We start from the raw sequence: 24,931 nt of genomic DNA on the forward strand, positions 1-24,931 counted from the left end.
AACAACGTGCGTGGCCACAGCTTGCGCAGCAGGCGCACCTCAGGCGCCTGACGCTGCGCGGCTCAGGCTCAGCAGGTAGCCCTCGTTACGAATGGTGAGAATTTGCGCGGCATCGCCCGGCGCGCGGCGTAGTTGCTGGCGCAGGCGGCTGATGCACATGTCTACCGAGCGGTCGTCGGGCAAATGGTCACGGCCGAACGCGCTGCGCGTGAGGTGATCACGCGAGAGCACGCGGTTGTTGGCCTCCAGCAGCTCGCGCAGCACCCGGTAGTCGGAGCGCGGCAGGGTCAGCGCCTGGCCATCGGGCAGGGTCAGCAGGCGCTTGACGTGGTCGAGACGAAAGCCTGCAAACACCTGGGCTTCGCGCTCGCTCTCATCGGCCTGGCTGTCCAGGCGCTGGGGGCGGCGCAGCACGGCCTTGATCCGCGCCACCAGTTCGCGCGGCTCGAACGGCTTGGCCACATAGTCATCGGCGCCCACCTCCAGGCCAATGATGCGGTCCAGCGTGCTGCCCTTGGCCGACAGCATCACCACCGCCAACCCCGGCTGCGCCTGCAACTGGCGGCACAGGCTGAGGCCGTCTTCGCCGGGCAGCATCAGGTCGAGCACCACCAGGTCGACCTTGTTGCGCGCGAGCTGCTCACGCATCTGTGCGCCATCGGCTGCGGCCAAGGTCTGGTAGCCGGCATCACTGAGGTAATCGCACAGAAGTTCGCGGATCTCGTCGTCATCGTCGACGACCAACAGGGTAATGCTCATCTTTGGGTGTACCTGTGAAGAGGGGCGCTGGCGCCCATTACGTTCGATTACATCCCCGTACAAGCCGGACATGGAGCGCCGAAGGCGGATGCCTAGAATCGTAACAAAAAATCATCTGCGAATACGAAACCTTCCCAAATGGTAGCCCAGCGCATCATGACCGACGCAACCCCCATGCTCCGAGGCGTCAGCCGCCTCACCCCGCTTGCTCTCTTCGTCGCCTTCGGGTTTTCTGCTACCGCCATCGCCGCCGATGGCCAGCCATTGGAACTGGACGCCACCAACATCGACAGCAGTGCGCTGCCGGTGGCCGATGATACAGGGCAGATCGGCTACACCGTCGAAAGCACCCGCAGTTCCACCGGCCTCAAGCTGACCCCGCGCCAGACCCCACAGTCGGTCACCACCATCACCCGCGAACAGATGGATGACCGCGGCGTGCGCAGCATCGAGCAAGCGCTGGAAACCACGCCCGGTGTGAGCGTGAGCAAGAGCGAAGTGGGCGGGCGCACGGATTTCCGCGCCCGTGGCTATTCGGTGAGCAACTGGAAGATCGACGGCCTGCAGTTCCCCGGTGGCTCGGACTTCAGCAACGGCGGCAGCGCGCTGAACATGGACCTGTATGAGCGCATCGACATCGTGCGCGGCGCCAACGGCCTGCTGGGCGGCACCGGCGACCCCTCGGCCACGGTCAACCTGATCCGCAAGGCGCCCACCCGCACCTTCGGCGGCAGTGCCTACGCCACCTACGGCAGCTGGGACAAGCGCCGCCTGGGCGCCGACCTGAACCTGCCGCTGTCTGAAGATGGCCGCCTGCGTTCGCGCTTCGTGATGACCCAGCAGGACGCCAACTCGTTCCGCGACAACCAGTCCGAGCGCTCCCGCGCAGCCCTGGCCAATTTCGAGTTCGACCTCGACGACGCCACCACCCTGGGCGCCGGCTACCAATACGAATACAGCAAGGTGATCGGCGCCGGCTGGGGTGCCAACATCCCCATCTGGTACGCCGACGGCAGCAAGACCAACCTGCCGCGCAGCACCAACGTGGCGCCAAGCTGGAGCTTTGGTGAAACCGTCACGCGTACCACCTTCGGCTCGCTGGCGCACCAGTTCGACAACGACTGGAGCCTGGACCTGAAGCTGGCCCAGAGCGAAACCGAAGCGCTCAACCACCGCGGCCTGGCCAAGGTCAACTCCACCAGCGGCGGCAACTATGGCGGCTACTGGAACCCCGACGGCAGCGGCGCTGTGCTCAACGGTCTGCACAGCTCGACCGATACCACCCAGCAATCGGCGCAGATCGACCTGTCGGGGCCGTTCGCCCTGTTTGGCCGCACCCATCAGGCGATGGTCGGCTACAACGACAGCCGCAGCGTAGCCTGGTCGCCAGAGTACAACTGCACCATGGTCGGCGACGGCATCACCCGCCCCGGCGCCCGAGGCTGCCAGTTCCGCGCCAACAACGGCCTGCCGATCAGCGACTGGCATAACGGCGTGGACGACGACTACCAGTTGCTGGCCTCGCGCACCGGCCGCCACACCAAGACCACCACTCGCCTGCAAGGCATGTACGCCGCCACCCGCCTGAGGATTACCGACCCGCTGTCGGTGATTGTCGGCGCGCGCGTGACGGACTATTCGGCCACCACCCTGGCGTTGACCGGTGCCCGCAGCAACCAGCAGAACAACGGCATCGTCACCCCTTACCTGGGCGCGGTGTACGACCTCAACGACACCTACTCGCTGTACGCCAGCTACACCGACATCTTCAACCCACAGACCCAGGAAACCAGCAGCGGCAGCAAGGTTGCGCCGATCCGTGGCAAGAGCTACGAAAGCGGTATCAAGGGTGCGTGGTTCGATGGCCGGTTGAATGCATCGGCGGCGTACTTCCTGACCCAACAGGACGGCAAGGCGGTGCGTGATGGCAGCGCGTCCACCCCAACCGGCGCCGACGCCTACAAGGCCGGCACTGGCCAGGAAACCGACGGCATCGACCTGGAAGTGGCCGGCGCGCTGACGCCTAACTGGAATGTTTACGCCGGCTACACCTACCTGCACTTCCGCCGTGTCGACGCCGATGGCCGCAGCGACCCGTCGCATTTGTTCAAGGCCTCGACGACTTACCGTTTGTCCGGCCCGCTCGATCGCCTGACCGTGGGCACGGGTGTGACGGCGCAAAGCAACATCCGCGCGCTGTCCAGCCCAGCCGGGCAGCCGACCAATGGCGTCAGCCGTAGCGCCAGTGATGTGAACTGGTCGGGGTATGCCATCTGGAATGCCATGGCCAAGTACCAGCTGACCGACGACACCACGGTGAGCCTCAACGCCAACAACCTGTTCGACAAGCACTACTACACCCGTTACGGGTTCTACGCCGGGGCGATTTATGGCGACCCGCGTAACCTTGAGGTGACGTTGAGCACGACGTTTTGAGTGACACCGCCGGGGCCGCTTTGCGGCCCTTTCGCGGCACAAGGCCGCTCCCACACGGACCGCGCCAGACGCGATGGTTTTGTACAAACCTGTTCCCGGCAGACATATCTCCTTGTGGCGAGCTCCTTTGTGGCGAGCGGGCTTGTCCCGCGTTGGGCTGCGCAGCAGCCCCTTGGGTTTTCAGGGCTGCTGCGCAGCCCAACGCGGGACAAGCCCGCTCACCACAACTGTCTATCATTTCCCACAGGATTGGGTCCAACCAGCAATGTTGCGGTTGCGCATGGCCTGCGTGGGAGCGGGCTTTCCCCGCGAACACCGGCGCAGCCGGTGCCATCCCTCACACCACGCTTTCGCGCCCAAGCCTGCTCACATGCCCGTGCCCGGCTTCCTGCAGCCGCTGCACCAGATCCATCCGCGCCTGCCCCCCACCCGAGCGCACATAATCCAGCTCGGCTGCAGTAATCAACACCACCGGCACCAAGGCCACCGGCGATAGCGGCATATCGTCCAGCCGCGTTGCAAAGTCCGGCGCCGGCCCGCCCACCAGCACCCCGACCGCATCGTCCGCACTAATGAAATGCGCCGGGATTTCCTCACTCATGCAAGGCGACTGGCTAACCCCAGGCAACTCCAGCGAAAGCACCCCATAGCGCTCCAACTGCGGCCCGATCCCACCCGCATCGGCCACTGTCGCCGCCACGGTACGCAGCACATCGAACGCCCAGGTGCGCATGAACGGGCTGACATCACCCCGCGCGCCGCGCAGCGGCTCGGGGAAGTCCGGCGATTCAATGAACAGCTCCAGCTCGAAACCATTCCCGCCCCCATCGACATCATCGAACGGGTCGCTCATGCCGTCAGTCGCCAGCACAATGCCGCCAGCGCGGTGCACCACACGATAAGCCTGGCGGGTCGACGGCCAATGCGGGCCGCCCATCAGGCTCGGGCTGATCATATAGCCGAGCACATCCTGCTCGACCTCGCCCACGCTCTGCCAATGACGGTCCAGGCGCGCACAACCCGCCTCACGGGCAGCCTGGTTGGCCGCTTCGGTGGGGCTCATTGGGGGTTCATCTGGCGCGGGCGCAGCGGCAGGTTCAGCGTGCTTCGAGCCGAACAGCTTCTTGAAAAAGTCCATGGGCGATCCTTGCTGAAAAACGGGCGACCGCCATGGTGCCGTCATTGCGCCGGGGGCTCAACCGCCGGGCTGTTGCACCGTGATGCGGTTGTCATCCAGCGCGGTTTCCTGCGCCTCGCCGAAGCTGTCCCAGTCTTCGCCGAACAGCTCGGCCGGGTGCATGGTGCGGCTCGACCCGTTGCCACAGGCCATGGCCTTGGCCGGGCAGTACAGGTCGCAGCCCCAGCAGATGCGCTCGGGGTGGGCGGGGTTTTGCGGGAATTTCTTGGCCATGCGTGGTGCTCCCTGGCAGCCGATGCCTGTATTGAAGGTATGCCGCCCATGGCCAAGGCGCTTGATCGAGGTCAACCCATCAACGAATCGGGCCGGGCGCCTCGAGCTGGCTCATCAGCTCATCGTCCCATTGCCCCTGCACCTGAACATGCGCCGCCGCGCCCAGCATTACCGCCTCAATCAGGTTGTGGTTGAGGTAGGTGTAGAGTCCCGGCTGACGGAAGGTATACAACGCCGCCCCCGCCGCACCCCCGGGGATGAACCAGGTTTCGAGGTTGCGCTGCGGCGCATTGGCAAACTTGCCCGACGCCCACACATAATCGCCATGCCCGCCGATCAAGTGCGGCCGCGTGTCACGGTTAGCCTGGGAATGCACGATCAGCACCGTTTCGCCAACGTTCGCGGTCAAAGCATGCTGCCCCGTCAGCGCCCCCACCGCACCGTTGAACACCACATGGGACGGCACCAGCCCCTTCATCAGTTGGTGCATGTCGCCAAAACTCGCCATCGGCGTCGGGTAGCGCTTGAACTTGCCCGCCGCATCACGCGGGATGTAGTAGTCCTGCTCGCCGATGTACCACACCTTGTCGTACCGCAGCGCACGCCCCGCATCATCCTTGAGCCCATCACGCGGCAGCACCATGATTGCGCCGTTCATGCCACACACCACATGCCACGGGATCATCACCCCGCCCGGCGCACAGTGGTAAACGAACACCCCCGCCCGGTCCGCCTTGAAGCGCAGCTTCACCTGCTGCCCCGGCTGCACATGGGTCAACTCCCCGCCGCCAAGGGCGCCGGTGGAGGCGTGAAAGTCGATGTTGTGCATCATGCTGTTGCTGGCCGGGTTCACCAGCGTCAGTTCCACCTGGTCCCCCTCATGCACCACCAGCAACGGCCCCGGCACCGACCCGTTGAACGTCATGGCATGGATGTAGGCACCTTCGTTATCGACCGCCAGCTCCTTCTCCTCGATGACCATCCGAAACTCGACGATCCGCGGCTTCCCCGGCGCCCGCTGGGTGTGTGCATGCACTTGCGGCGGCGCGACCAGCTCCACCTTGACCCGCTCCATCTGCGCAATATCGACGCTTGCCTGCTTGTTATCCGGCGCCGCAGCCCGTGCCAGCCCGCTGGCCATTACCGTGCTGCCGACGCCCAGCAACACGCCACCGGCAAGGATGCCGCGACGGGTTAGGGACAGGCCTGATTGCTCACTCATGCTGCATCTCCGAAAGTGACGGGAGTCGTCGTGCTTAGGGATAACCGCAATGAACGAAGGGTTTATTGAGGGAGGGCAAGGAGTGGGGTTGGGGGAGGGGAGGGGGGGGGTTGGGTCAGGGTTTCCAGCTTTTCATGATGTGGTCGGTATTGTTCATGCTGTAGACCCATTCGTTGCCAAGCTTTTGCTTCTGGAAAAGGCCCAGCTCGACCAAGCCGTTAAGCGCAGCGGCGGCGGTGTTGTAGGCGCATTTCAGGTTGTCCTTGACGTTGGTAACCGTGAACTCACTGGCCACACCTTGCCTCGCGACGTTGAACACCACCCGCTGCTTTTCCGACAGCTTCGCGAACAGCCCTGTTTGGTAGAGGAACACATTGAACTGCGCAATCGACGCAATGGCTTTGTCGTAGGTGTCCTTGAAGCGGCTGATCGAGCGCGTGATGACCCGGCACTGGTAATCCAGGAAGTAAGTCAGGTCCATATCATCGGTTTCGGTGTAGAGGTAGCTTTTGCCGTACTGGATGGGCGCAGCTTTGAGCAAGGTGCTGATGGCAATGTAACGGAAGGCGCTGAAGCCCTTCTTGAACATGAACCAATAGAACAACGACCGCGCCACCCGGCCATTACCGTCCTGGAACGGATGCTCGAAGCCGATGGCGAAGTGCAGGATGATCGCCTTGATCAGCGGGTGCATGTAGTCCTTGCTCAAGGCATCGGTGTTGTTCTTGTTGATCCAATCGCACAAGGCTTGCAGCCGAGTTTCCAGCCCAGCCACGGGCGGCGGCTGATGCACGATCTCGCCGAGCCCCTCGATGACCACATCGTCGGAGTTTTTGAAGGCGCCGGGGCAGTATTTGTCATCGTCGATGCCCTCTACGCCGACTTGGTGCAGTTCCTGGATCAGCTCTGGGGTCAGAGGTTTGTCGCGGTTGTCCCAGGCGAAACTCATCATGCGGAAATTGCCGATGATCATTTTTTCATCGACAGAGCGCGGGCCTTTTTTCTTTTTCAGCAGTTCTTTGGCGGCCTTTGTGGTGGTGGCCGCGCCTTCCAGTTGGCTGCTGCTGATGGCCTCGTCTTCGATCAGGTCGTTCAGGAGATATTGCAGGTGCTTGTTTTCACCGATGTTGCTGCACATCCACTCCAGGGCGGCTGTGGTGGTTTGTTGGTCGCAGGAGGAGACAGCCAGGTGCATGGCTGGCGTATAGAGGTAGCGGCAGCAGACGGCCGGGTCGCCTAGGGTGATGGCGGGTGACAACTGCCGGGAGCGGGCGAATTTGACCACCGACCACGCGAGGGCTATATCCAGGCCTTTGGGCAGATGGAATCGCCATTTGTCATAGTGCAGGTAGCGTCCCTTGGGATCCAGAGGGTGCGACAGCTCCAAGTATTCAGCGATTTTGTCCTTATGGGTCTGAAGGATGACCGAAAAAGGGTTTGGGATAGCTTGAGGGGGGCGGGTGATCATGCTCATTTCAAAAATCCCTTGGTTTGAAATGAGGCTACAGGATGGGAGTGGGGGTTTCAATTATTAGACGAATTGAAATGGAGGGCGGAAGGTTTCCTTACGTAGGGGCGTTGAGGTCGGGTTTTCGTGTTGGTGCTGGGCGCTTGCTTTGCGAGGGGCGGAGCATGCAGTGTGGTTGGGAAGTCAGGGGAGGGAGGTTGGGGGATGGCTGTTGTTAAATTCCGGGTCGACGACGACCTCAAGGCTCGGGCTTTTGAACGGTTGGAAGGGTTAGGGGTTACGCCATCGGAGCTGGTGCGGGAGCTACTGAGGTATGTGGCTGAGCGTGGCGAGTTGCCCTTGGAGTTGGGGCAGGTTGTGGAAGAGGACGAAGGGCCTCTGGCTACTATTCGTGAACGGCTGGCACGGCCACAGCGGATAAAGGTTTTGCTGGAAGATTTTTAGGTTTAAGGGAGGAGTGCTAGCGGGTTGTCAGGTATGGCTCGAAACGGGGGGGCGGCACCAGGAGTCGAAAAAAATTATAACGTCATGATTTATATCAACTATTTAGTGCAAAGATGCTGAGTCTATCTCTAAAACTATCCTTTGATGATCGACGGATCTGGGGGGGGCGACAAGTTTCAACTAGTTTGGTCCGGATGAATTCCTGCAATCTCGTAATTGTCGTGTGAGGGTACGATTTTCCGATTTTTGAGCATCAGTAAACTTTGAGCTTTGCAAAACTTGCGTGTATTGAGCTTTGCTAGGTTGGTGTGCCGCACAGAAAGTGCGGCGCACCTAGAGTGATAAATGAATTAACTAAGTCTTGATACAGCGGCATCTCCGAACCATTTTTTGGCTGTTGCTAACGCTTTCTGGCTAGGATTGCGATAGTAGACGACTAAGCTTTTTTTAGAACGCGTACTGCAAACATAGAAGAGTTTTTTTGTCCGTTCAAGGACAGATGGGGTTCCAGCTTCTTCGAAAAGATAATTAAAGTTGTATTTGTTCCATTTTCCGTTATCCAGTACGACAAGTACGTTCTCGAACTCGGCACCTTTTATTTTGTGCTGAGTTGAGAATGGGGTATACCCCTCTAGGTATTGATATAATTTTTTAAATTCGATAAATTTTACGTTTATCACTCTGTCATAAACATAACGGTTGCGTGCAATAAAAATTGAAAGCTTGTCGTCCTTTCTGCAAATGCCAAGCTCGTCTGCTCTGTCGATGACTGTGCCGATCGAAGCGTTTGACATTTCTCTCAACTCATCGATGATGTCTCTAAGTCTTTTTTTATCATCGACCGAGCGTATTTTAAATTCCGTGCGCTTAAGAAATTCATTGAATTTCTTATCCTCATAAAGACTAATTATGTGTTGAATTTTGAATAAGTGCTTAATCAACGCATCACGTTTACTACCAGCCTTTGAGGATCCGTCAGGATCATCTTTTTTATCGTCTATAAGGGCATCTTTGGACAAATATATGCGTTTGAAAATTTCGTACGGCTCCGCAAGTGCACGGTCGTACAGCTCAGGATGAAGATCTATGAACTGCTGCATCCCCGCTGTAGGGGATAGATTGGGTTTCTCAGCTGGAAAATTATCAATTAGGTTGTCTATGACCTGTCCGAAAGTGAAGCCCGAGAAATCAGTAAGTAGTTTGCGACTTTTGATAAATCTTTTAATTCGATCGCGGTATTCTAGTACTTTATCTCCATCATAAATAAGCATCAATTCTGGGAATCCAGCTTTAGGTGCAATTAAGTTATGTGTTAGATTTAATTCTTTGTTCTCTTTGCTGTGACTAAAGTCCCAGCCCAGTGAGTCTTTAACGTGCTGCAGTCTATCATCTGGTCCTTCGGTATAAATTAACCGTATTTCACCATCTATAACAACGCCATTCAACATGTTAGGAGCATTTTCGTCGAGCGATGCAGTCTGTTGTAGACTGTCGGTTCTTAGCCTGTTGGCAAGCTCAAAGACTAATCTTGGATTTCTTCGGTTTTGTTCTTTCTTTACCTCGTAAACATATTGCTGCTTGATGTACTTGTCTAGGTTTCCCACGCCGTCATCATATATTGACTGCATCGCATCCCCAAAGAAGCCTACAATATTTTTTTTCACTCCTTGTTGGAAGTGATCGAGAAATATCTCTATCACAGCTGCCGATGTATCTTGGTACTCGTCGACGAATATGAATTTGTATCTGTCTTTAGCTATGTCACAAAGCTTTGGGTGAGACTTGAACATGTCATGAGCGACGATCAATAATTCGTCATGAGATATAATTCCTTCCCGAATCAACGTGTATTCTTTGTATTTTACCTCTTGCCCCTTCAATACTGAGGGGTCAAAATCTTCGTCCGGATTAACGATAGAACTTTCGTCTTCACTCTCCAGAGACCGTATTAGCACATCCATAAGCTCCACTCTATAAGGGCGTATCAAGTCCCATAAGAATTCATGGATAGTGCCTACGTTCAGCCTATGATCGCTTACCCGGCTACGAATCTCTGCGACAGCTGCATTTGTATAAGTCATACAAGCAATCTTGCAGTTTAAATTCTCGCTTAACACTTGTCTTATACACTGCACCAACGAATATGTCTTACCGCTACCTGCCCCTCCACTGAGCAAGAAGTTTTTTCCTTCATCAATGAGATTAAATATTTCCTGGACTTCAGGCTCTAGGATTAGTCTTGCTTCAGCCATTTTAGAGCCTCCTTGATGTAGCTAGGGGTGTTCCAGTTGGCAAACTCCATGGAAACTGTCTTAGAATTGCCAGATTGTGCGTCTGTGAGTGTGACTTCATGGCTCGAACTATTTAACAGTACTTCCATAGCGAATGATGGTTTGCTACCTATTGCTTTTTCAGCACATGTGTAAGCGTCGGTGGTGGAATCGGCAAAATCTTTTAGATGTTTTTGACCTAGTGATGGTAGCGTTGACTTTCCGATAAACTCATTCTTGTCGTCGTATGTTAGACTTTTTATAAAGTCTCTGTTTATATGGAAGAATGCGTCCTCGAAGCTACGGGCGTGATATCCCTCACCAAGCTGATTTGCTTCCAATGTTTGATAGGCGCAAAGGAGTTCTCCCTTTTCGCATTGGCTCCATGGGGAATTGATTTTCTTTGTTAGCCTTTTGTTTGCCATTTCAAGCGCGCTGTAAAAAGCTAACTCATTTGTTTTATAGAAAAAGACCAAGGAGGCATTTGTGGTATGGGTGCCTTCTATAACGCGACATTTTTTTAATTCAGTTTTGGGGTCGCCTTGTTTGTTAAATTTTTGATTGCCTTTATCGTCTAAGTCCGGAAATTCTTTAGCCGAATCAATGTCAGTGATGATTAGTGACCGGACACCAATAAAGCTGACGAACTTCTCAAAAATATGTGAATAAGCGCCTACTTCAATCATTGAGATGTTTTGGGAAAGCAGTGGGATTTGGCTTGTCGTTCCAGATTTTATATTTTCTACCAAATCTTCTTGGTCAATTTTCATCATCATGGCAGGAAGAAGAACTCGCTCGGTGTCTCCTTCGATGAAAATTGCTTTATCTGCAAAGAATAGCTCAGATCTATGTATTGTCAGGTACTGTTTAAGAAAAGTGTAGTGCTGGGAATCCCCATAATAGTCTTTAAGATCTTTTAGGTTTTTGGAGGTTACGCACCCGTCCAATTTTTTGAAGTATTTAATGTCTTCAAAATCGCTTTCGGACACTATGTATGAGGAATGAGTGCTTAGTATTGTCTGAAGCGACCTGCTGACTCCGTCAGTACGACTGATTCCTGGACTCAGCAACGACTTGATGTTTTTTATAAAAATTCTTTGGAGCTGAGGGTGTGTATGAGCTTCTGGCTCCTCGATAAATAACAAATTGACATCAGAAGGGGACTCGCTGATGTCTTTTTGAAAGTCATGAAGTTTGAGCTTTATTTCAAAGATCATACTTATGAGGTTTAAGTACCCCAATCCATTGTAGTTTTCGGGCAAGTCGTGTTCGCCACTGCCCAATCCATACATAACGGTGGTGTTCTCTTCTAGGAGGTCTCGATGTTGCAGCGAAGATACGATTTTTATTATTGATTCATTTTGGTTGACACCCCCGAATTTCTTAACATCGACAATCACGTCCTCAAAGATTTTCTCATACACTAAGTTTAGTTTTGTGTCAGTCGTACTTAACGTATCTTTGAAGTCTTCTACGATGTTTTGGTCTGGATTGGTAGCCTCAAGCTTTTTATATATTTTAGCGGACAGCAGAGACAGTGAGTTGTCAGTGTCTTTGTTGGAGACATTTCTACGTGCGCTAATCCATTTGAAGTTTATTATTTTCGATAAGTTGACACCTTCTGCATCTAAGTCTACGAAATCGTTTTCATCTTCCATATTTGATGTTGTGTCAAATCGCAGACTACGCCTTGTTGTTGAGAAGTATTTCCCATGGGACTCCTTCAAGTAGTCGAATAGGTTTTTATAAGCTTTTCCTTCGGCTATTTTCTTGGCTTTGATGTTGTGAAAATCAGTTGCAAGACGCTGTATATCCTCTTGGTTTGCTCTATATTCAAAAGCTAGAACAATGTATTGGTTGTCAGGGTCTAAATCCATTATAACCTTGTCACCTATGTGCTCAAGGTCATCCTTTTCATCGTATTGAATAAATATCTTTAATGATATTGCAATCTGTTGATCATTCGGTAGCGTTCCTTCGATCACTTTTAATAGCAAATCTTTTATGTCGCTATTTAGATCTTCAAATGTAAATTGATTTTTTGTTGCGCTTCCGCCAATGAATTTTTCTAGGCATAAAAGAAATGAGGTTTTCCCACAGTTGTTTTTGCCGATTATTAAAGATAGATTTTTCTCAATGTCTACCGTTATATTCTTTAGTAGCCTAAAATTTTCGATTTTGATTTTTGTAACTCGCATACAGCTTCCTTTCATCAGCGACACATTTATTTACAGAACTGACCTCGCGTCTTTCTTAGTCAGCAGGAGACTGACCTGTAGGTCAGTTTCACTAAAGATACGCACTAGAAGAACCGAGTATTTTTAAGGTAAATGTCAGATCCGTCCCATAGAGGCCTCGCCAGGTTAGTGGCATGGTGATGGCACATTAGACCTATGAGAAATTCAAGGCAAGCCGAGTCTATACACTGCAGAGCAGTGCCCCATTGCTAGTCTTTCCGTAGACAGGGAATCAGGGGCTTCAGGCTAAATCACCCCTAATAGCTGGCAAATGCGTTTACGCACTCCACTAGCCATCACTTATGCTTGAAAATCAGTATGTTGAGCATTGATCGTTTCTGACCTACTGCTGCCGGTTGAGATTGTCGGTATCCGATTCCACTCATAGATTGAAAACCCAAGATGTTTCTAGGCGTCGAGCCAGAAGCCGGGCCGTCAGCACGTAGTAGTACTGGGTCGCCTTACTGCGTTGGCTCATGCGGTACTCGAGAAACCAAGCCACATGCTTTCTCTGCCAGGCCCAAGGCGTTTCTCGCTGCCAGCGTTCTGCGATTTCAGCCTGAATGATTTTCGCTTGCCGCACATGGCGTAGCCGAGTTGCGTGCGAGCCGGTCAGGACGCCAGCCAGGAACAGCTCCATATCGAAGGTCTTATTCATGCCCGTCTTCCAATATAGGCAGCGACAACATCGATTCGACCGTGCCCCAGCTCATAGCTGACTTGCCTCCGCGCCTCACGATCAAGGTTTCTATCTAACTGGCAACATTGGCCGCCGTTGATAGGCGCCTGGTGTTGGGTGATTTGCTCATAGCGCTCACAAGCATATGCCGCTCGCAGCTCATGGAAGCCTTTGAGGTTGTGTGCATGCAGGATGTCCCGCGCAGGGCGGATGATTTCTTTCAGGACATTCAGGTAGGTTTGGTGGGGTGCGATCAGGTTGCGGCTGCCCGCAGGCGACACCTGCCGTGCAAACCCAAGAGCACCTCGAATATGGTCGTCCACCGTAATCCAACGCGGCGCCGAGGCACCGGCGCGACCGCCTTTGGTGCCATCCTGAATATTAATCCTGCCTAGGGCGTTAGCCTCACAGCTCAACCGTCGCAGGTCAGCCAAGATGGCCTCACGCAAGCGCATGCCGGTGGCTCGCGCCAGCAGAGCAATCGCAGCAGCCCGTAGCTGATGATGGCGGCAAAGCGCATTGACGACCTGCTTAACCTGTTCGCGGTTTTGGCCCTGCGGCACCGACTGGCGAACCCCGGTGCGCTGCATACCCAACGCCTTGCTCGGACTTGGCAACTTCACGTACTGATCACCGCGAAGCGCAGCCATGGTCCTGTTAACGCTGGACAGTCGGTTTTGTGCGGTGCTGACCGCGAGGTCACCGCGCTTAACCACGTCGCGCAGGTACGCCGCATAGTCGGCCAACACCTTTCGATCAATCTGCCGCGCATCATTGATACCGGGCCCCTGTTCTGAGCGGCACCACTTCACGAATGACTGCCATCGATCACAATGCGCTTTGACCGTGCCGTAATGGCCACCGCCAAACATGTCTTTCAGCGCCTGCGGTCCTGCGTAGCTCAGTTGCCTGCCGTAACCGAAATTGCGGCTATTGCGTCTACCTACCAATGCTATGTCAGTCACCTCATCTACTGTCCTCCGAACCTCGCCCCACGTCATCCCGCCAAGAATGTTGAGTGTTATCAGGGATCAAGGCCCCTGCGACCTGTGGGGATGTCCTCTAACGCGGGACTGGCGGCTCTTTATGTCCAAGAGCAAGGGCATCTCATGATCTGGCCTCCTGAGCACCGTTACCGGTGGGCGGGTAGAGGCTGCATTGGCTGACGAGACCAGTGCCGCGAGATCCTGAGTCTGGTGAACGCAGCAATGCGATGACCGGGGCATGCCTGACTGTCAGTCAGGTGCAGTCCATTCCCTGGTCTGTGGCACCATCACCTGCATGGCTGTTGCTGGTGGCATCGGCGTTTGTCACGCCAATTGTCACGAGAGGAATTGCCGCTGAGCCATGTGCGATAAGGGCTGCAGCAGTGTCAGGAGCGCCCGTCTCTTTCCAGTGAAAGAGACGGGCGCAGGTTGGCGCACGCGAAATGGCCAAGCGGATAGGTTGCTGCTGAGCAGATAGGTAGGGTGGTTGCCGCAGGGGCAACGATATTGAGTTGGCATCCATCACATGGGTAGTGACTGTACGAGCTGCCGGACGCGAATCGTACTTGCGGATGAACCACCGCGGGAGCGGCGTGACCTTAAGGGTTCGGGTCACTAGGGGTGCTGTCATCGACAGCTCTTGCGACTCCCGGTCTACGTTTGTGGACAATATTCGTCAAGCAGCGCGATACCAGCGATTTACCGCCTGTGGATAAAACTATCCGCCGGTGGACATCAGTGGTTTTTCACAGACGTAGTCCATCGTCCTGAGCGCGGCATTCACCGTGTTCTCGGACATCGGCTTCTAAGGCTTGGCATCGCCAGCGAACACCAGCTCGACCTTGCCGGATCGCGTGGATCTGCTCAAACTTGCGTGCTATCGGCTTTGCACTGGATGGCACCGGCTTTGCCGGTATCGCGGGGCAAGCCCGCTCCCACGTTGCTCAGTTCTTTGTGGGACAACGCAGCCTGGAAGGGCTGGGTGATCTCCTACAGGGGATGCGCTAGATTATGGAGACTGAGCAGGACAGTTGCTTCCACAAAGTGGTGTCCGACTTCTTGGCGCAGGTTAACGCGGCTACCTGTGTGGTAGCGCTGAGATCGGGACTTCCGGCGGCCCCACCAACCCCCAGAAACGAAAAAACCCGCCAAAAGGCGGGTTTTCCGGTTGTCTCAGAGATCATGAAACCCATCTCTGAAACCTAATGATGGTGCCGGCACCAGGAATCGAACCCGGGACCTACTGATTACAAGTCAGTTGCTCTACCATCTGAGCTATACCGGCACAGGGGCGTCATTATAGCGATGGATTCACCCGTGTAAACCCCATCGTGCAAACAATCCACTTCGCCCTAAGTCACCGAGGCAAAAGGAGAAAATTCCTACCAGCCGCGGTGGATGGTGTTGATGCCTGGTTCGGATTTGCCAGGGTTGAAAAACAGCTTGTCGTTGTCGCAGCCGCGCTTGCGGCAGGGGCTGTCGGCGTGCAGCGGCAGGCCGCGGTCGCCGCCCAGTTGCATGCCGGGGGTGTTCCAGTCCAGGGACGCTGGCTTGGCGGGCGGGGCGCTGCTGGCGCAGCCGGTCAGGGCCAGGGCGAGGGTCAGCAAGGCGAAAGGCTTGGCGTTGTTCACGATGTTCGAATCCGTTCCAGGGTCTGTATTCAAATACGCGGTTTTTTGCCGCGGGCCTGAAGCACTGCTTGGCCGGGGGCGCGATTTTAACTGTCGGTGCCGGGCTAACGGTAGCGCGGCACGCGCCTGCTGTGACGGGTTTCCCGTTTCCATTGCTGGCCAGCAGGGCGGCTGCCGTTCACGGTCCTTCCAACACGCATTGGGCGCGCTGTGGGGGATCGTCTGGGCAGGGGGCGGCGATAATACACCGTTCGCTGCGCCGTGGCTGCAATTTTGGTAGTGGCCTAATGATATCCATTGTTTCGGGAAGCTGCCAGGCGGTGCGTGATTCTGGCGCTTTTGCTGCTTGCTGGGCGGGGGTTGGCGTGGCGGGTCGGAAAGCTTATGCACAATTGGCATCGGCGTTGTGCGCGAAAGGCATGCCGGGTGGGCGTACCACCGGTCTTTGCGCAAAGGCCTGTTTTTGCTGGTTTTAAAGGGTGTGGCGGAATAAGCACCGGGCTTTAAATAGCGACTGGATCCAACGTGTGACGATTTTCATCACAAGCTTGTTCACAGACTTATCCACAGGTTTTCAAGCGCCCTGCGACTCTGTGTCGCGTTCGGCCAGCAGCATCAGGTTGCGCGGAGTCAGCGGGTAATCACAGAAAAGTCCTACGTGCACGGCGTAGCCGTTTTGCTGCATGAACAGTGCGCGGTCGAGCACCAGCCACAGTTCCAGGGGGCGGCGGAACAGGTTGCGGACGCGCTCCAGATTGCGGACTTCGGCCAGGCGTTGCCAGCCGGCGGCTTCCAGGGCTTGCCAGTCGGGGGTGCCGTGCAGTTCGACCTGGCGTAGTTCGGCGAGGTCGCGGCAATAGTGCTCGAAGGGTTTTTCCAGCCAGCTGACGGGCAACGATGGGGTGGGCAGGTAGCTGTCGCTGCCGCGTTGCTGGCGTTGCAGCAGGTCGAAGCCCAGGCGCCGGGCCATCGAGGTGTCGCGCTGGCGGCGGGCGCGGGCGCCGGAGGTGACGGTTTCGCTCAGCGGCAGGCCGAGGTCGTCTTTGCTCAGGCGCAGGCTGGATGCCTGGGCGGCGCTGGACAGCGGCTGGTAGCTGTCGCCGGCGATGCGGTTGTAGCAGCAGGGCGCGATGGCCAGTTGGCGGCAGCCGCGCTGGCTGGCCAGTTGCAGCAGGCGCACGTGCAGGTCGCCGCAGGCATGCAGGGCGACTGCGCTGGTGTGCTGGCCCAGGTGGTCGGCGCTGCCTGCGGCCATCACGTCTTGCTGAATATGGGTGGCGGGCAGGTGGTGATGGTCGCTCAGGGCCTGGCCGGCTTCGACCAGTTCGGGGTCGTATTCCAGGCAGGTCAGGTGCTGGCTGGGCTGTAGCAAGCGGCGGCCGAGGTGGCCTTTGCCGGAGCACCAGTCCAGCCAGTGCTGGGTAGGGTGGGCGAAGGCCAGGCGGCGGCTGAAGGCTTCGATCTGTTGCCATTTGCGGCCGGGGACGTTGACGTCCAGGCGATGGCTGGCGGGGTGCAGGCCGGCGTCGGGGAGTTCGCTGACGTGTGATAGCTGCCCGGCTTGGGCGGCCAGTTGGGCGAAGGGGGCGGGGGCGCCGGTTGGGTCTGCGGCTTCGGCTTGTTGCAGGGTGCGTTGGCGCAGCCAGGTGGACAGCTCTGGGTGTTCGGCTTCCCACGGGAGGCTTAGGGCAGTGAAAGGGCGTGGGCGCCAGAGGTGCTGGTGGGCGCAGAGGAACTGGTCCAGGGCTTGGAAGCGGGGGAGCAGGTCTTGGGTTTGGAGGTGGGACATGGGGCGCCGAAGTGTTGGTGGGCACAGTTATGTGCAGATCTGTTCCGGCCTCATCGCAGGCTGTCGCCAGCTCCCACAGAGACCGCGTCAGCTGCGATATTAGTGTCTGGCTCAATTCCTGTAGAAGCCTGCGATGAGGCCAAGACAGGTTCTACAAAGCCATGGAATGTCCCACAGACACCGCGTCAGTTGCGATATTGGTGTCTGCCTTAATTCCTGTGGGAGCCTGCGATGAGGCCAAGACAGGTTCTACAAAGCCATGGAATGTCCCACAGACACCGCGTCAGTTGCGATATTGGTGTCTGGCTTAATTCCTGTGGGAGCCTGCGATGAGGCCAAGACAGGTTCTACAAAGCCATGGAATGTCCCACAGACACCGCGTCAGCTGCGATATTGGTGTCTGGCTCAATTCTTGTGGGAGCTGGCGACAGCCTGCGATGAGGGCAGGGCAGGTGTACAAAGCCATGGAATCTCCCACGCCCCCCAGCGCCCTTTGGCGGGCGCTGGGTTCAGGTCTCAGCGGCCTTGGCTGGCGTCTACGCGCAGCCAGCGCTCCAGCAGCTTGAAGGCTTGCACCAGCACGAACGAGATCAGCAGGTAGAACACCCCGGCGGCAAAGAAGATCTCCACCGGCAGGTAGGTGCGGGCGATGATGGTGCGGGCCATGCCGGTCAGCTCCAGCAGCGTCACGGTGCTGGCCAGGGCGCTGGCCTTGAGCATCAGGATCACTTCGTTGCTGTAGGCCGGCAGGCCGATGCGCGCCGCGCGCGGCAGCATGATGTAGATCAGCGCCTTGGTGCGGGACATGCCCAGCGCCCGCGCCGCCTCGATTTCACCCTGGGGGATCGCCTGCAGGGCGCCGCGCAGAATCTCGGCGATATACGCGGCGGTGTGCAGGGTCATGGTCAGTACGGTGCACCAGAACGGGTCGCGCAGGTACGGCCACAGCGAGCTTGCGCGCACCGCGTCGAACTGGGCCAGGCCGTAGTAGACCAGGAACAGCTGCACCAGCAGCGGCGTGCCGCGGAAGAAGAAGATGTAGCTGAACGGCAGCGCGCGCACGTACCAGCGCCGCGACGAACGGGCGATGCCCAGCGGGATGGCGATGATCAGCCCGGCAACGACGGCAATGGCGACCAGCTCCAGCGTCAGGGTCGCGCCCTGGGCCAGGCGTGGCAGCCACTTGATGATGACTTCCCAATTCATTTATTCGGCCCTCACGAAGCCGCGAGCGGCGCGCTTTTCCAGCAAGTGCATGCCAGTCATGGCGATCACGGTCAGGGCCAGGTAGATACAAGCGGCCACTGCATAGAACGTGAACGGCGCCTTGGTGACGGTCACGCCGATTTGCGCGTGGCGCATGATTTCTTCAAGGCCGATCACCGACACCAGCGCGGTGTCCTTCATCAGGATCATGAACAGGTTGCCCAGGCCCGGCAGGGCCATGCGCCACATCTGCGGGAGGATGATCCGTGACAGGATGCGGCCTTTGGACAGGCCCAGGGCCAGGCCCGCTTCACGGTGGCCCTTGGGGATGGCCAGGATCGCGCCGCGGAACACTTCGGTGGCGTAGGCGCCGAAGCACAACCCCAGGGCGATCACCCCGGCGGCAAAGGCGCTGAGTTCAAGGCCAGGCATGTTCAGGGCATCGCCCAGGCTGCTCATCAGCCCGACGGTGCCGAAATAGATGAGCAGCACCCAAAGCAGTTCGGGTACGCCGCGCACCAATGTCGAATACGTGCCGCCAAGCCAGCGTAGCGGCTTGATCGGGGAGGTCTTGGCCAATGCGCCGAGCAGGCCCAGGGCCAGCCCCAGCAGCAAGGCGCAAAGCGCCAGTTTTACGGTCATCAGGGTGCCGGCCATCATGGCCGGACCGAATCCGTGCAGGTCGATATTCATGGGCTGCTGTGTTCAAGGGACCGGCACCGCGCAAGGCGGTACCGGTCGAGGTGAATCATTCGATGCTGAACGGGAAGTACTTGTCGTTGATCTTCTTGTACGTGCCGTCGGCCTTGATTTCGGCCAGGGCCTTGTTCAGTTCGTCGCGCAGCTTGGTGTCACCCTTGCGCACGGCGATGCCGATCTTGTCGCTGTCCAGCACAGGCTCGCCTTTGAACTCGTAGTTCATGCCGTCCTTGCTCTTGAGCCACTCGTACTGCACGTACTTGTCGGCCAGGATGCCGTCGATGCGGCCGGAGACCAGGTCGAGGTAGGCGTTTTCCTGGGTGTCGTACAGCTTCCTTTCGACATCAGGGTAGTTGTCTTCAAGGTAGGTACCGGCCAGGGTGGCGCGCTGGGTGCCGATGACCTTGCCCTTGAGCCACGCTTTGTCGGTCTTGAAGTCGACGTTTTTCGGGGCGATGAACTGCAGCTTGTTGGAGTAGTAGGGGTCGGTGAACTCGACGGCCTGCTTGCGCTCGTCGGTGATCGACAGCGACGACACCAGGAAGTCGAACTTCTTGGCGTTCAGGGCCGGGATGATGCCGTCCCAGTCAGAGGTGACCACCGAGCATTCGACTTTCATCTTGGCGCACAGGGCGTCGCCGATGTCCTTGTCGAAGCCGACGACCTGGCCGCTGGCATCCTTGTTGTTGAACGGTGGGTAGGCGGCTTCGATACCCATGCGCAGTTTTTCTGCGGCCATGGCGTTGGCCGACATCACCAGCGTGGCAGCAGCTGCCAGGAGAAACTTCTTGTAAGTCTGCATGTATTGCTCCGTTAGCGGTGGCTGGACATGAATTGCTTGCAACGCGCCGAGGTCGGGTTTTCGAACACCTGTTGCGGCGATCCCTGCTCTTCGACCAGGCCCTGGTGCAGAAACACCACTTCACTGGACACCTGGCGGGCGAAGTTCATCTCGTGGGTCACCAGCAGCATGGTCCGACCTTCGTCGGCGAGCGCGCGGATGACATTAAGCACTTCCTGGACCATTTCCGGGTCGAGCGCCGAAGTTGGCTCATCGAACAGGATTACCTTGGGTTTCATGGCCAGTGTACGGGCAATGGCGGCGCGTTGCTGCTGGCCACCGGAAAGCTGTGCGGGGTAGGCGTGGCGGCGTTCGAAAATGCCGACCTTGTTGAGCAGCGCTTCGGCATGCTCGATGGCCTCGGCCTTGCTCAGGCCAAGCACGCGGCGTGGCGCCTCGATGATGTTGTCGAGCACCGACATGTGCGGCCACAGGTTGAAATTCTGGAAGACAAAGCCGATTTCGCTGCGCAGGCGGTTGATCTGGCGGTTGTCGGCGGCGATCAGGTCGCCGTTTTTCTGCGCCTTGAGCTTGAGGGCTTCACCGGCGACGAGGATTTCGCCCTGGTGCGGGTGCTCCAGCAAGTTGATGCAGCGCAGCAGGGTGGACTTGCCCGAGCCGGACGAGCCGAGGATGGAGATCACGTCACCGTCGCGTGCGGTCAGCGAAATGCCCTTGAGAATTTCCTGCTCGCCGTAGCGTTTGTGCAGGTTGCGGATTTCAAGCGCGGGCGTGGCCTGGGCCATGTGCGGTCCTCATGTATTCGGGTGCGTTCCCAGCTGTTGGCGGCCTTCCTGGCGGACGCCAAGCTAGCATAGCGGCACAACGGCGGCCAACCAGGTCGCAAGGGGCTTCGGTAGTCGCTGGGGCAGTTTGTCGCATCGTTGCAGTGGACTGTCGCGAGGATGTCCGCAATAGCGTTTTGCCCAGCAGCGGAGCCTTGATGAAAAAAGGCGCGATGGTGCCAGTTTTGGCCGGAGCAGGGAAGCGCTTTTGGCTTATCCAGATGCGCCCCAGCGGCGCGTTCTCGGCGTAGGAGCGGCCTTGTGCCGCGAAAGGGCTGTGCAGCGGCCCCAAAAATCTTGGCGTCATCCACGATCGCCGGGGCTGCTGCGCAGCCCTTTCGCGGCACAAGGCCGCTCCTACACAAACCGTGCGATGCCCGTGCATAGGTTGTACCTCGGGTTGCACTCAAATGCATTGCCTTGGTGCGAAGGTGTTACCGAGGAGCACCTTTGGTGCGTTTGTAAGTGAGTATTTCAGTAATCCAGAGTTGGCATGGGGGTTGGCGATTATTCGGCCAGGGTTTGGCGCGATGCCTGCGAGCCCCCGGCAGCCGTGGCTGTAAGGGGTTTCTGAATCGCCTGGCACATGAGTGGCGCAGTTATTGCCAGTAACCACAGGCCGAATGCGGCGGTGCCTACAGGCTCGCTTCGTTTTCCTTTCATTCGGGTAGTCCACTCCTTACAAAGGTAGTTTTATGAGCGGTAACAATTCCAATGACCTCGCTCAGGGGCTCAAACCACGGCATGTGACCATGCTGTCCATCGCAGGCGTGATCGGCGCCGGCTTGTTCGTAGGCTCCGGCCACGCCATCGCTGCCGCCGGCCCTGCTGTGCTGCTGGCCTATGCCGCCGCCGGTACCTTGGTGGTGCTGGTGATGCGCATGCTCGGCGAAATGGCGGTCGCCTCGCCTGACACCGGTTCGTTTTCCACCTATGCCGACCGCGCCATCGGGCGTTGGGCCGGCTTTACCATCGGCTGGCTGTACTGGTGGTTCTGGGTGCTGGTCATCCCGCTGGAGGCCAATGCCGCGGCGGCCATTCTGCATGCCTGGTTCCCGGCTGTAGACCTGTGGGCGTTCTCGCTGGTCATCACCCTGGTGCTGACGGTGACCAACCTGTTCAGCGTGAAGAACTACGGCGAGTTCGAGTTCTGGTTCGCCCTGCTCAAGGTGCTGGCGATCATCGGCTTCATCGTCGTCGGTTGCGCGGCCATGTTCGGCATGGTGCCGGGTAGCCAGGTGAGCGGTGTCAGCCACCTGTTCGATACCCAGGGCTTCATGCCCAACGGACTGGGCGCGGTGCTGGCAGCCATGCTGACCACCATGTTCTCGTTCATGGGGACCGAAATCGTCACCATCGCTGCCGCCGAATCGAAGAACCCCGGCAAGCAGATCAGCAAGGCGACCAACTCGGTGATCTGGCGTATCTGCCTGTTCTACCTGGTGTCGATCTTCCTGGTGGTGGCCATGGTGCCGTGGAACGACCCGACGCTGGCCGAGAAGGGCTCCTACCAGACCGTGCTGAGCCTGATCGGCGTGCCGAATGCCAAGTTGATTGTCGATATCGTGGTGTTGATTGCCGTGACCAGCTGCCTGAACTCGGCGCTGTACACCTCGTCGCGCATGCTGTTCTCGCTGAGCAAGCGTGGTGATGCGCCGGCTCTGGCCCAGCGCACCACCAAGGCGGGCACCCCGCACTGGGCGGTGATGCTGTCGACTGCGGCGGCCTTCCTCACCGTGTTTGCCAACTTTGTGGCCCCGGCTGCGGTGTTCGAGTTCCTGCTGGCCAGCTCCGGCGCCATCGCGTTGCTGGTGTACCTGGTGATCGCGGTTTCGCAGCTGCGCATGCGTGCTCAGCGTGAGGCGCGTGGCGAGAAGATCTCGTTCAAGATGTGGCTCTTCCCTGGCCTGACCTGGGCGACCATTGCTTTCATCATTGCTGTACTGGTGGTGATGGGGCTGCGTGAGGACCACCGGGCCGAGATCATTGCCACGGCGCTGTTGAGCATTGCGGTGGTGGCGACTGGGTTGCTGCTGCACCGCAAGCGCGGCGCTGCCGGGCGCGTTGCGCTGGATAGCTGATCGCGGGGCACGCTTGCTGCCATTGAAATGAAAAGGCCGCACCTGGTTAAGGGTGCGGCCTTTTTTGTGGGCTTTGCGGGCCTCATCGCAGGCTGTCGCCAGCTCCCACAGAAACCTGGGCCAGACCTCAGCATTGCGACTGTGGGCGAGCTCTGTGGGAGCTGGCGACAGCCTGCGATAGGGGCGGGCCTGGCTACACCGGGCTATCAGCCAAACTGTTTCTGCTGTTGCTGCTGGCGGGCGACCACTTCGGAGGCGGTGATGTAGGCGTCCTGGAACTCATCGCTCTCCAGCCAGGCCATGGTGGTGTCTTCGTCGGTGCCGTCCAGCCAGGCGCGGTAGGCAGTGAACACCAGCACGATGTAGTCGGTGGCGTGCTCTTCCTTGTGGCCCTTGAGCACCAAGGCCAGCAGCGGGTCAACCAGGAACACCGAAATCATCGGCACCAGGCCATCTTCCTGGGCCTGCTTCATTTTCTCGAACAAGCTGTCGTAGCTGCCCGATTCCATGGCCTTGTTGAACACCTGCTCCACGCTTGCGCTTTCGCCAGTGCTGGCCTTGACCGCCTGGCCACTGCGCACCATGCGGTTTTGCTTGGCCTTGGTGGCGGCGCGCTTGGCGCGTTTCTGTTGCTTGCTGTTGGTGGCCATGGGCGCGGGTCCTTCGGGGGTCGGTAAAGGCGCGTATTGAAGCGCAGTTACCGGCGAAACCCAAGGCCTTAGCTGACAGCCTGCACCACCTCGTCTTCTTCGAACCCGCGCGAGGCCCGGCCAACCAGCAATGCATCGGGTGCGTGGGCGACGCTGTGGTCTTTGTCCGGGTAGTCCAGGGTGTGCAGGAAATGGCGGATGCAGTTGATCCGCGCGCGCTTCTTGTCGTCGGACTTGATCACCGTCCAGGGCGCATCGGCCGTGTCGGTGTGGAAGAACATCGCCTGTTTGGCGGCGGTGTAGTCGTCCCACTTATCGAGCGACTTGATGTCGATGGGCGACAGCTTCCAGTGCTTGAGCGGGTCGTCGCGGCGCGAGATGAACCGGCGCAACTGTTCTTCGCGGTTGACCGAGAACCAGAACTTGAACAGCAGGATGCCGCTGTTGCTGAGCATGCGTTCAAGCTCCGGGGCCTGGCGCATGAATTCCAGGTACTGGTGCGGCGAGCAGAAGTCCATCACCCGCTCGACGCCGGCGCGGTTGTACCAGGAGCGGTCGAAGAACACCATCTCCCCTGCGGTAGGCAGGTGCTGCACGTAACGCTGGAAGTACCACTGGCCCTTTTCCTGCTCTGAGGGCTTTTCCAGTGCGACGATGCGCGCGCCACGCGGGTTGAGGTGCTCCATGAAACGCTTGATGGTGCCACCCTTGCCCGCCGCATCGCGGCCCTCGAACAGCACGACGATGCGCTGGCCGGTTTCCTTGACCCAGTTCTGCACCTTCAGCAGCTCGATCTGCAGCGCGTGCTTGGCTTTTTCGTATTCCTGGCGGCGCATGCGCGTGCGGTAGGGGTAGCTGGCCGGCAGATGCGCCGAGGTGCTGTCTTCGCTGCTGCCCTTGCGCGCAGTGGCCACTTCCAGGGCGGCAGGCTGCTGGCTGACCTGGGTGATGGTGTTCGGCTTGGCGGCGGGCTTGCGGGTGCGCGGGCGGCGCGTGCGGGCGGCTGGGGCTGCGCTGGAAGAGGTGGCCTCGGGGGAGGAGGCGAGCAGTAAGGTGGGTTCGTCGCTCATGGAGGTCCTTTGGGTCGATTCAAGTGTCCAGTTCCATGCTAAGCAGCGGCAATGGGTGGCGCTTTGATATCGATCAACCGGCCCCGACGAAAAATCGCAGACAACAAAAAACCCGCACTGGGCGGGTTTCTTGTGTCGCTTCGGGTGACTTTGGAACCACCCGATGCTTAATGGTGGTGCCCAGAGACGGAGTCGAACCGCCGACACGAGGATTTTCAATCCTCTGCTCTACCGACTGAGCTATCTGGGCGACGGGGCGAATTAAAA

20 protein-coding genes and 2 tRNA genes are annotated in these 24,931 nt (G+C 57.9%); 3 read left to right on the forward strand and 19 right to left on the reverse strand.

From position 1 onward, the window contains the following. Positions 1-39: 39 nt before the first annotated feature. A complete protein-coding gene (locus HU719_RS13595; protein WP_186521869.1) occupies positions 40-759 on the reverse strand; it encodes a response regulator in 720 nt (239 codons plus the stop codon). A gap of 138 nt (positions 760-897) precedes the next feature. On the opposite strand from HU719_RS13595, the gene HU719_RS13600 reads away from it, so the two are divergent. Next, entirely contained in the window at positions 898-3,195 is a 2,298-nt protein-coding gene (locus HU719_RS13600; RefSeq protein ID WP_202883364.1) for a TonB-dependent siderophore receptor, read from the forward strand. A gap of 337 nt (positions 3,196-3,532) precedes the next feature. On the opposite strand, the gene HU719_RS13605 is transcribed toward HU719_RS13600, so the two are convergent. The 4 genes from HU719_RS13605 to HU719_RS13620 all read right to left on the reverse strand — a co-directional run bounded on the left by HU719_RS13605 (position 3,533) and on the right by HU719_RS13620 (position 7,296). Next, positions 3,533-4,333: a suppressor of fused domain protein gene (locus HU719_RS13605; protein ID WP_186535675.1), complete on the reverse strand. Its 801-nt coding sequence runs from the start codon at positions 4,331-4,333 to the stop codon at positions 3,533-3,535. A 57-nt stretch (positions 4,334-4,390) separates the two neighbouring features. After that, positions 4,391-4,606: a DUF3079 domain-containing protein gene (locus HU719_RS13610; RefSeq protein ID WP_186521858.1), complete on the reverse strand. Its 216-nt coding sequence runs from the start codon at positions 4,604-4,606 to the stop codon at positions 4,391-4,393. A gap of 79 nt (positions 4,607-4,685) precedes the next feature. Further along, positions 4,686-5,828: a copper-containing nitrite reductase gene (gene nirK, locus HU719_RS13615; protein WP_186535674.1), complete on the reverse strand. Its 1,143-nt coding sequence runs from the start codon at positions 5,826-5,828 to the stop codon at positions 4,686-4,688. Positions 5,829-5,943: 115 nt separating this feature from the next. Then, positions 5,944-7,296: a Fic family protein gene (locus HU719_RS13620; RefSeq protein WP_186535682.1), complete on the reverse strand. Its 1,353-nt coding sequence runs from the start codon at positions 7,294-7,296 to the stop codon at positions 5,944-5,946. A gap of 204 nt (positions 7,297-7,500) precedes the next feature. On the opposite strand from HU719_RS13620, the gene HU719_RS13625 reads away from it, so the two are divergent. Beyond that, entirely contained in the window at positions 7,501-7,740 is a 240-nt protein-coding gene (locus HU719_RS13625) for a type II toxin-antitoxin system RelB/DinJ family antitoxin (protein WP_186535673.1), read from the forward strand. Between the two features lie 350 nt (positions 7,741-8,090). Here HU719_RS13625 and HU719_RS13630 read toward each other — a convergent pair whose 3' ends face one another. The 11 genes from HU719_RS13630 to HU719_RS13680 all read right to left on the reverse strand — a co-directional run bounded on the left by HU719_RS13630 (position 8,091) and on the right by HU719_RS13680 (position 20,824). Beyond that, the gene (locus tag HU719_RS13630) at positions 8,091-9,992 is read right to left on the reverse strand and encodes a UvrD-helicase domain-containing protein (RefSeq protein WP_186535672.1); all 1,902 of its coding nucleotides are present in this window, start codon (positions 9,990-9,992) and stop codon (positions 8,091-8,093) included. Beyond that, entirely contained in the window at positions 9,974-12,208 is a 2,235-nt protein-coding gene (locus HU719_RS13635; protein WP_186535671.1) for an ATP-dependent nuclease, read from the reverse strand. The genes HU719_RS13630 and HU719_RS13635 overlap by 19 nt, the downstream gene beginning before the upstream one ends. A 421-nt stretch (positions 12,209-12,629) precedes the next feature. Continuing rightward, positions 12,630-12,905 carry a hypothetical protein gene (locus HU719_RS13640; protein ID WP_186535670.1) on the reverse strand — a complete coding sequence of 92 codons (276 nt, stop codon included), beginning with the start codon at positions 12,903-12,905 and terminating at the stop codon, positions 12,630-12,632. Beyond that, positions 12,902-13,882, reverse strand: a complete 981-nt coding sequence (locus HU719_RS13645) for an integrase domain-containing protein (protein ID WP_339600247.1) — start codon at positions 13,880-13,882, stop codon at positions 12,902-12,904. Before HU719_RS13645 ends, HU719_RS13640 begins: the two co-directional genes overlap by 4 nt. 1,239 nt (positions 13,883-15,121) lie before the next feature. Further along, positions 15,122-15,197, reverse strand: a tRNA-Thr gene (locus HU719_RS13650). 97 nt (positions 15,198-15,294) lie between these two features. Further along, complete coding sequence (locus HU719_RS13655) at positions 15,295-15,543, reverse strand: hypothetical protein (RefSeq protein WP_186521848.1); 249 nt, start codon at positions 15,541-15,543, stop codon at positions 15,295-15,297. 574 nt (positions 15,544-16,117) lie between these two features. Then, positions 16,118-17,332 carry a methyltransferase gene (locus tag HU719_RS13660; RefSeq protein WP_186535667.1) on the reverse strand — a complete coding sequence of 405 codons (1,215 nt, stop codon included), beginning with the start codon at positions 17,330-17,332 and terminating at the stop codon, positions 16,118-16,120. A 516-nt stretch (positions 17,333-17,848) separates the two neighbouring features. Continuing rightward, positions 17,849-18,538: an ABC transporter permease gene (locus tag HU719_RS13665; RefSeq protein ID WP_186521844.1), complete on the reverse strand. Its 690-nt coding sequence runs from the start codon at positions 18,536-18,538 to the stop codon at positions 17,849-17,851. Then, positions 18,539-19,231: an ABC transporter permease gene (locus HU719_RS13670; RefSeq protein WP_186521842.1), complete on the reverse strand. Its 693-nt coding sequence runs from the start codon at positions 19,229-19,231 to the stop codon at positions 18,539-18,541. Positions 19,232-19,286: 55 nt separating this feature from the next. Then, positions 19,287-20,039: an ABC transporter substrate-binding protein gene (locus HU719_RS13675; protein WP_186535666.1), complete on the reverse strand. Its 753-nt coding sequence runs from the start codon at positions 20,037-20,039 to the stop codon at positions 19,287-19,289. An 11-nt stretch (positions 20,040-20,050) separates the two neighbouring features. Then, entirely contained in the window at positions 20,051-20,824 is a 774-nt protein-coding gene (locus HU719_RS13680) for an ABC transporter ATP-binding protein (RefSeq protein WP_186535665.1), read from the reverse strand. Between the two features lie 734 nt (positions 20,825-21,558). On the opposite strand from HU719_RS13680, the gene gabP reads away from it, so the two are divergent. Beyond that, positions 21,559-22,944: a GABA permease gene (gene gabP, locus HU719_RS13685; RefSeq protein ID WP_186535664.1), complete on the forward strand. Its 1,386-nt coding sequence runs from the start codon at positions 21,559-21,561 to the stop codon at positions 22,942-22,944. A gap of 206 nt (positions 22,945-23,150) precedes the next feature. Here the strand turns inward: gabP and HU719_RS13690 are convergent, their stop codons facing one another. From HU719_RS13690 to HU719_RS13700, 3 genes are all read right to left on the reverse strand, one after another. Then, positions 23,151-23,594 carry a hypothetical protein gene (locus HU719_RS13690; protein ID WP_186535663.1) on the reverse strand — a complete coding sequence of 148 codons (444 nt, stop codon included), beginning with the start codon at positions 23,592-23,594 and terminating at the stop codon, positions 23,151-23,153. 68 nt (positions 23,595-23,662) lie between these two features. Continuing rightward, entirely contained in the window at positions 23,663-24,664 is a 1,002-nt protein-coding gene (gene ppk2, locus HU719_RS13695) for a polyphosphate kinase 2 (protein WP_225917228.1), read from the reverse strand. 174 nt (positions 24,665-24,838) lie between these two features. Further along, positions 24,839-24,914 (reverse strand) — tRNA-Phe (locus HU719_RS13700). Positions 24,915-24,931 lie beyond the last annotated feature (17 nt).

It is taken from the genome of Pseudomonas farsensis (assembly GCF_014268805.2).
Lineage (GTDB): Bacteria > Pseudomonadota > Gammaproteobacteria > Pseudomonadales > Pseudomonadaceae > Aquipseudomonas > Aquipseudomonas farsensis.

Coding starts and splice junctions, on each gene's coding strand:
- HU719_RS13620 (WP_186535682.1), bottom strand. CDS start 7,296: ATGATCACCCGCCCCCCTCAAGCTATCCCAAACCCTTTTTCGGTCATC.
- HU719_RS13665 (WP_186521844.1), bottom strand. CDS start 18,538: ATGAATTGGGAAGTCATCATCAAGTGGCTGCCACGCCTGGCCCAGGGC.
- HU719_RS13675 (WP_186535666.1), bottom strand. CDS start 20,039: ATGCAGACTTACAAGAAGTTTCTCCTGGCAGCTGCTGCCACGCTGGTG.
- nirK (WP_186535674.1), bottom strand. CDS start 5,828: ATGAGTGAGCAATCAGGCCTGTCCCTAACCCGTCGCGGCATCCTTGCC.
- HU719_RS13600 (WP_202883364.1), top strand. CDS start 898: ATGGTAGCCCAGCGCATCATGACCGACGCAACCCCCATGCTCCGAGGC.
- gabP (WP_186535664.1), top strand. CDS start 21,559: ATGAGCGGTAACAATTCCAATGACCTCGCTCAGGGGCTCAAACCACGG.
- HU719_RS13625 (WP_186535673.1), top strand. CDS start 7,501: ATGGCTGTTGTTAAATTCCGGGTCGACGACGACCTCAAGGCTCGGGCT.
- HU719_RS13640 (WP_186535670.1), bottom strand. CDS start 12,905: ATGAATAAGACCTTCGATATGGAGCTGTTCCTGGCTGGCGTCCTGACC.
- HU719_RS13660 (WP_186535667.1), bottom strand. CDS start 17,332: ATGTCCCACCTCCAAACCCAAGACCTGCTCCCCCGCTTCCAAGCCCTG.
- HU719_RS13610 (WP_186521858.1), bottom strand. CDS start 4,606: ATGGCCAAGAAATTCCCGCAAAACCCCGCCCACCCCGAGCGCATCTGC.
- HU719_RS13605 (WP_186535675.1), bottom strand. CDS start 4,333: ATGGACTTTTTCAAGAAGCTGTTCGGCTCGAAGCACGCTGAACCTGCC.
- ppk2 (WP_225917228.1), bottom strand. CDS start 24,664: ATGAGCGACGAACCCACCTTACTGCTCGCCTCCTCCCCCGAGGCCACC.
- HU719_RS13635 (WP_186535671.1), bottom strand. CDS start 12,208: ATGCGAGTTACAAAAATCAAAATCGAAAATTTTAGGCTACTAAAGAAT.
- HU719_RS13680 (WP_186535665.1), bottom strand. CDS start 20,824: ATGGCCCAGGCCACGCCCGCGCTTGAAATCCGCAACCTGCACAAACGC.
- HU719_RS13630 (WP_186535672.1), bottom strand. CDS start 9,992: ATGGCTGAAGCAAGACTAATCCTAGAGCCTGAAGTCCAGGAAATATTT.
- HU719_RS13670 (WP_186521842.1), bottom strand. CDS start 19,231: ATGAATATCGACCTGCACGGATTCGGTCCGGCCATGATGGCCGGCACC.
- HU719_RS13690 (WP_186535663.1), bottom strand. CDS start 23,594: ATGGCCACCAACAGCAAGCAACAGAAACGCGCCAAGCGCGCCGCCACC.
- HU719_RS13595 (WP_186521869.1), bottom strand. CDS start 759: ATGAGCATTACCCTGTTGGTCGTCGACGATGACGACGAGATCCGCGAA.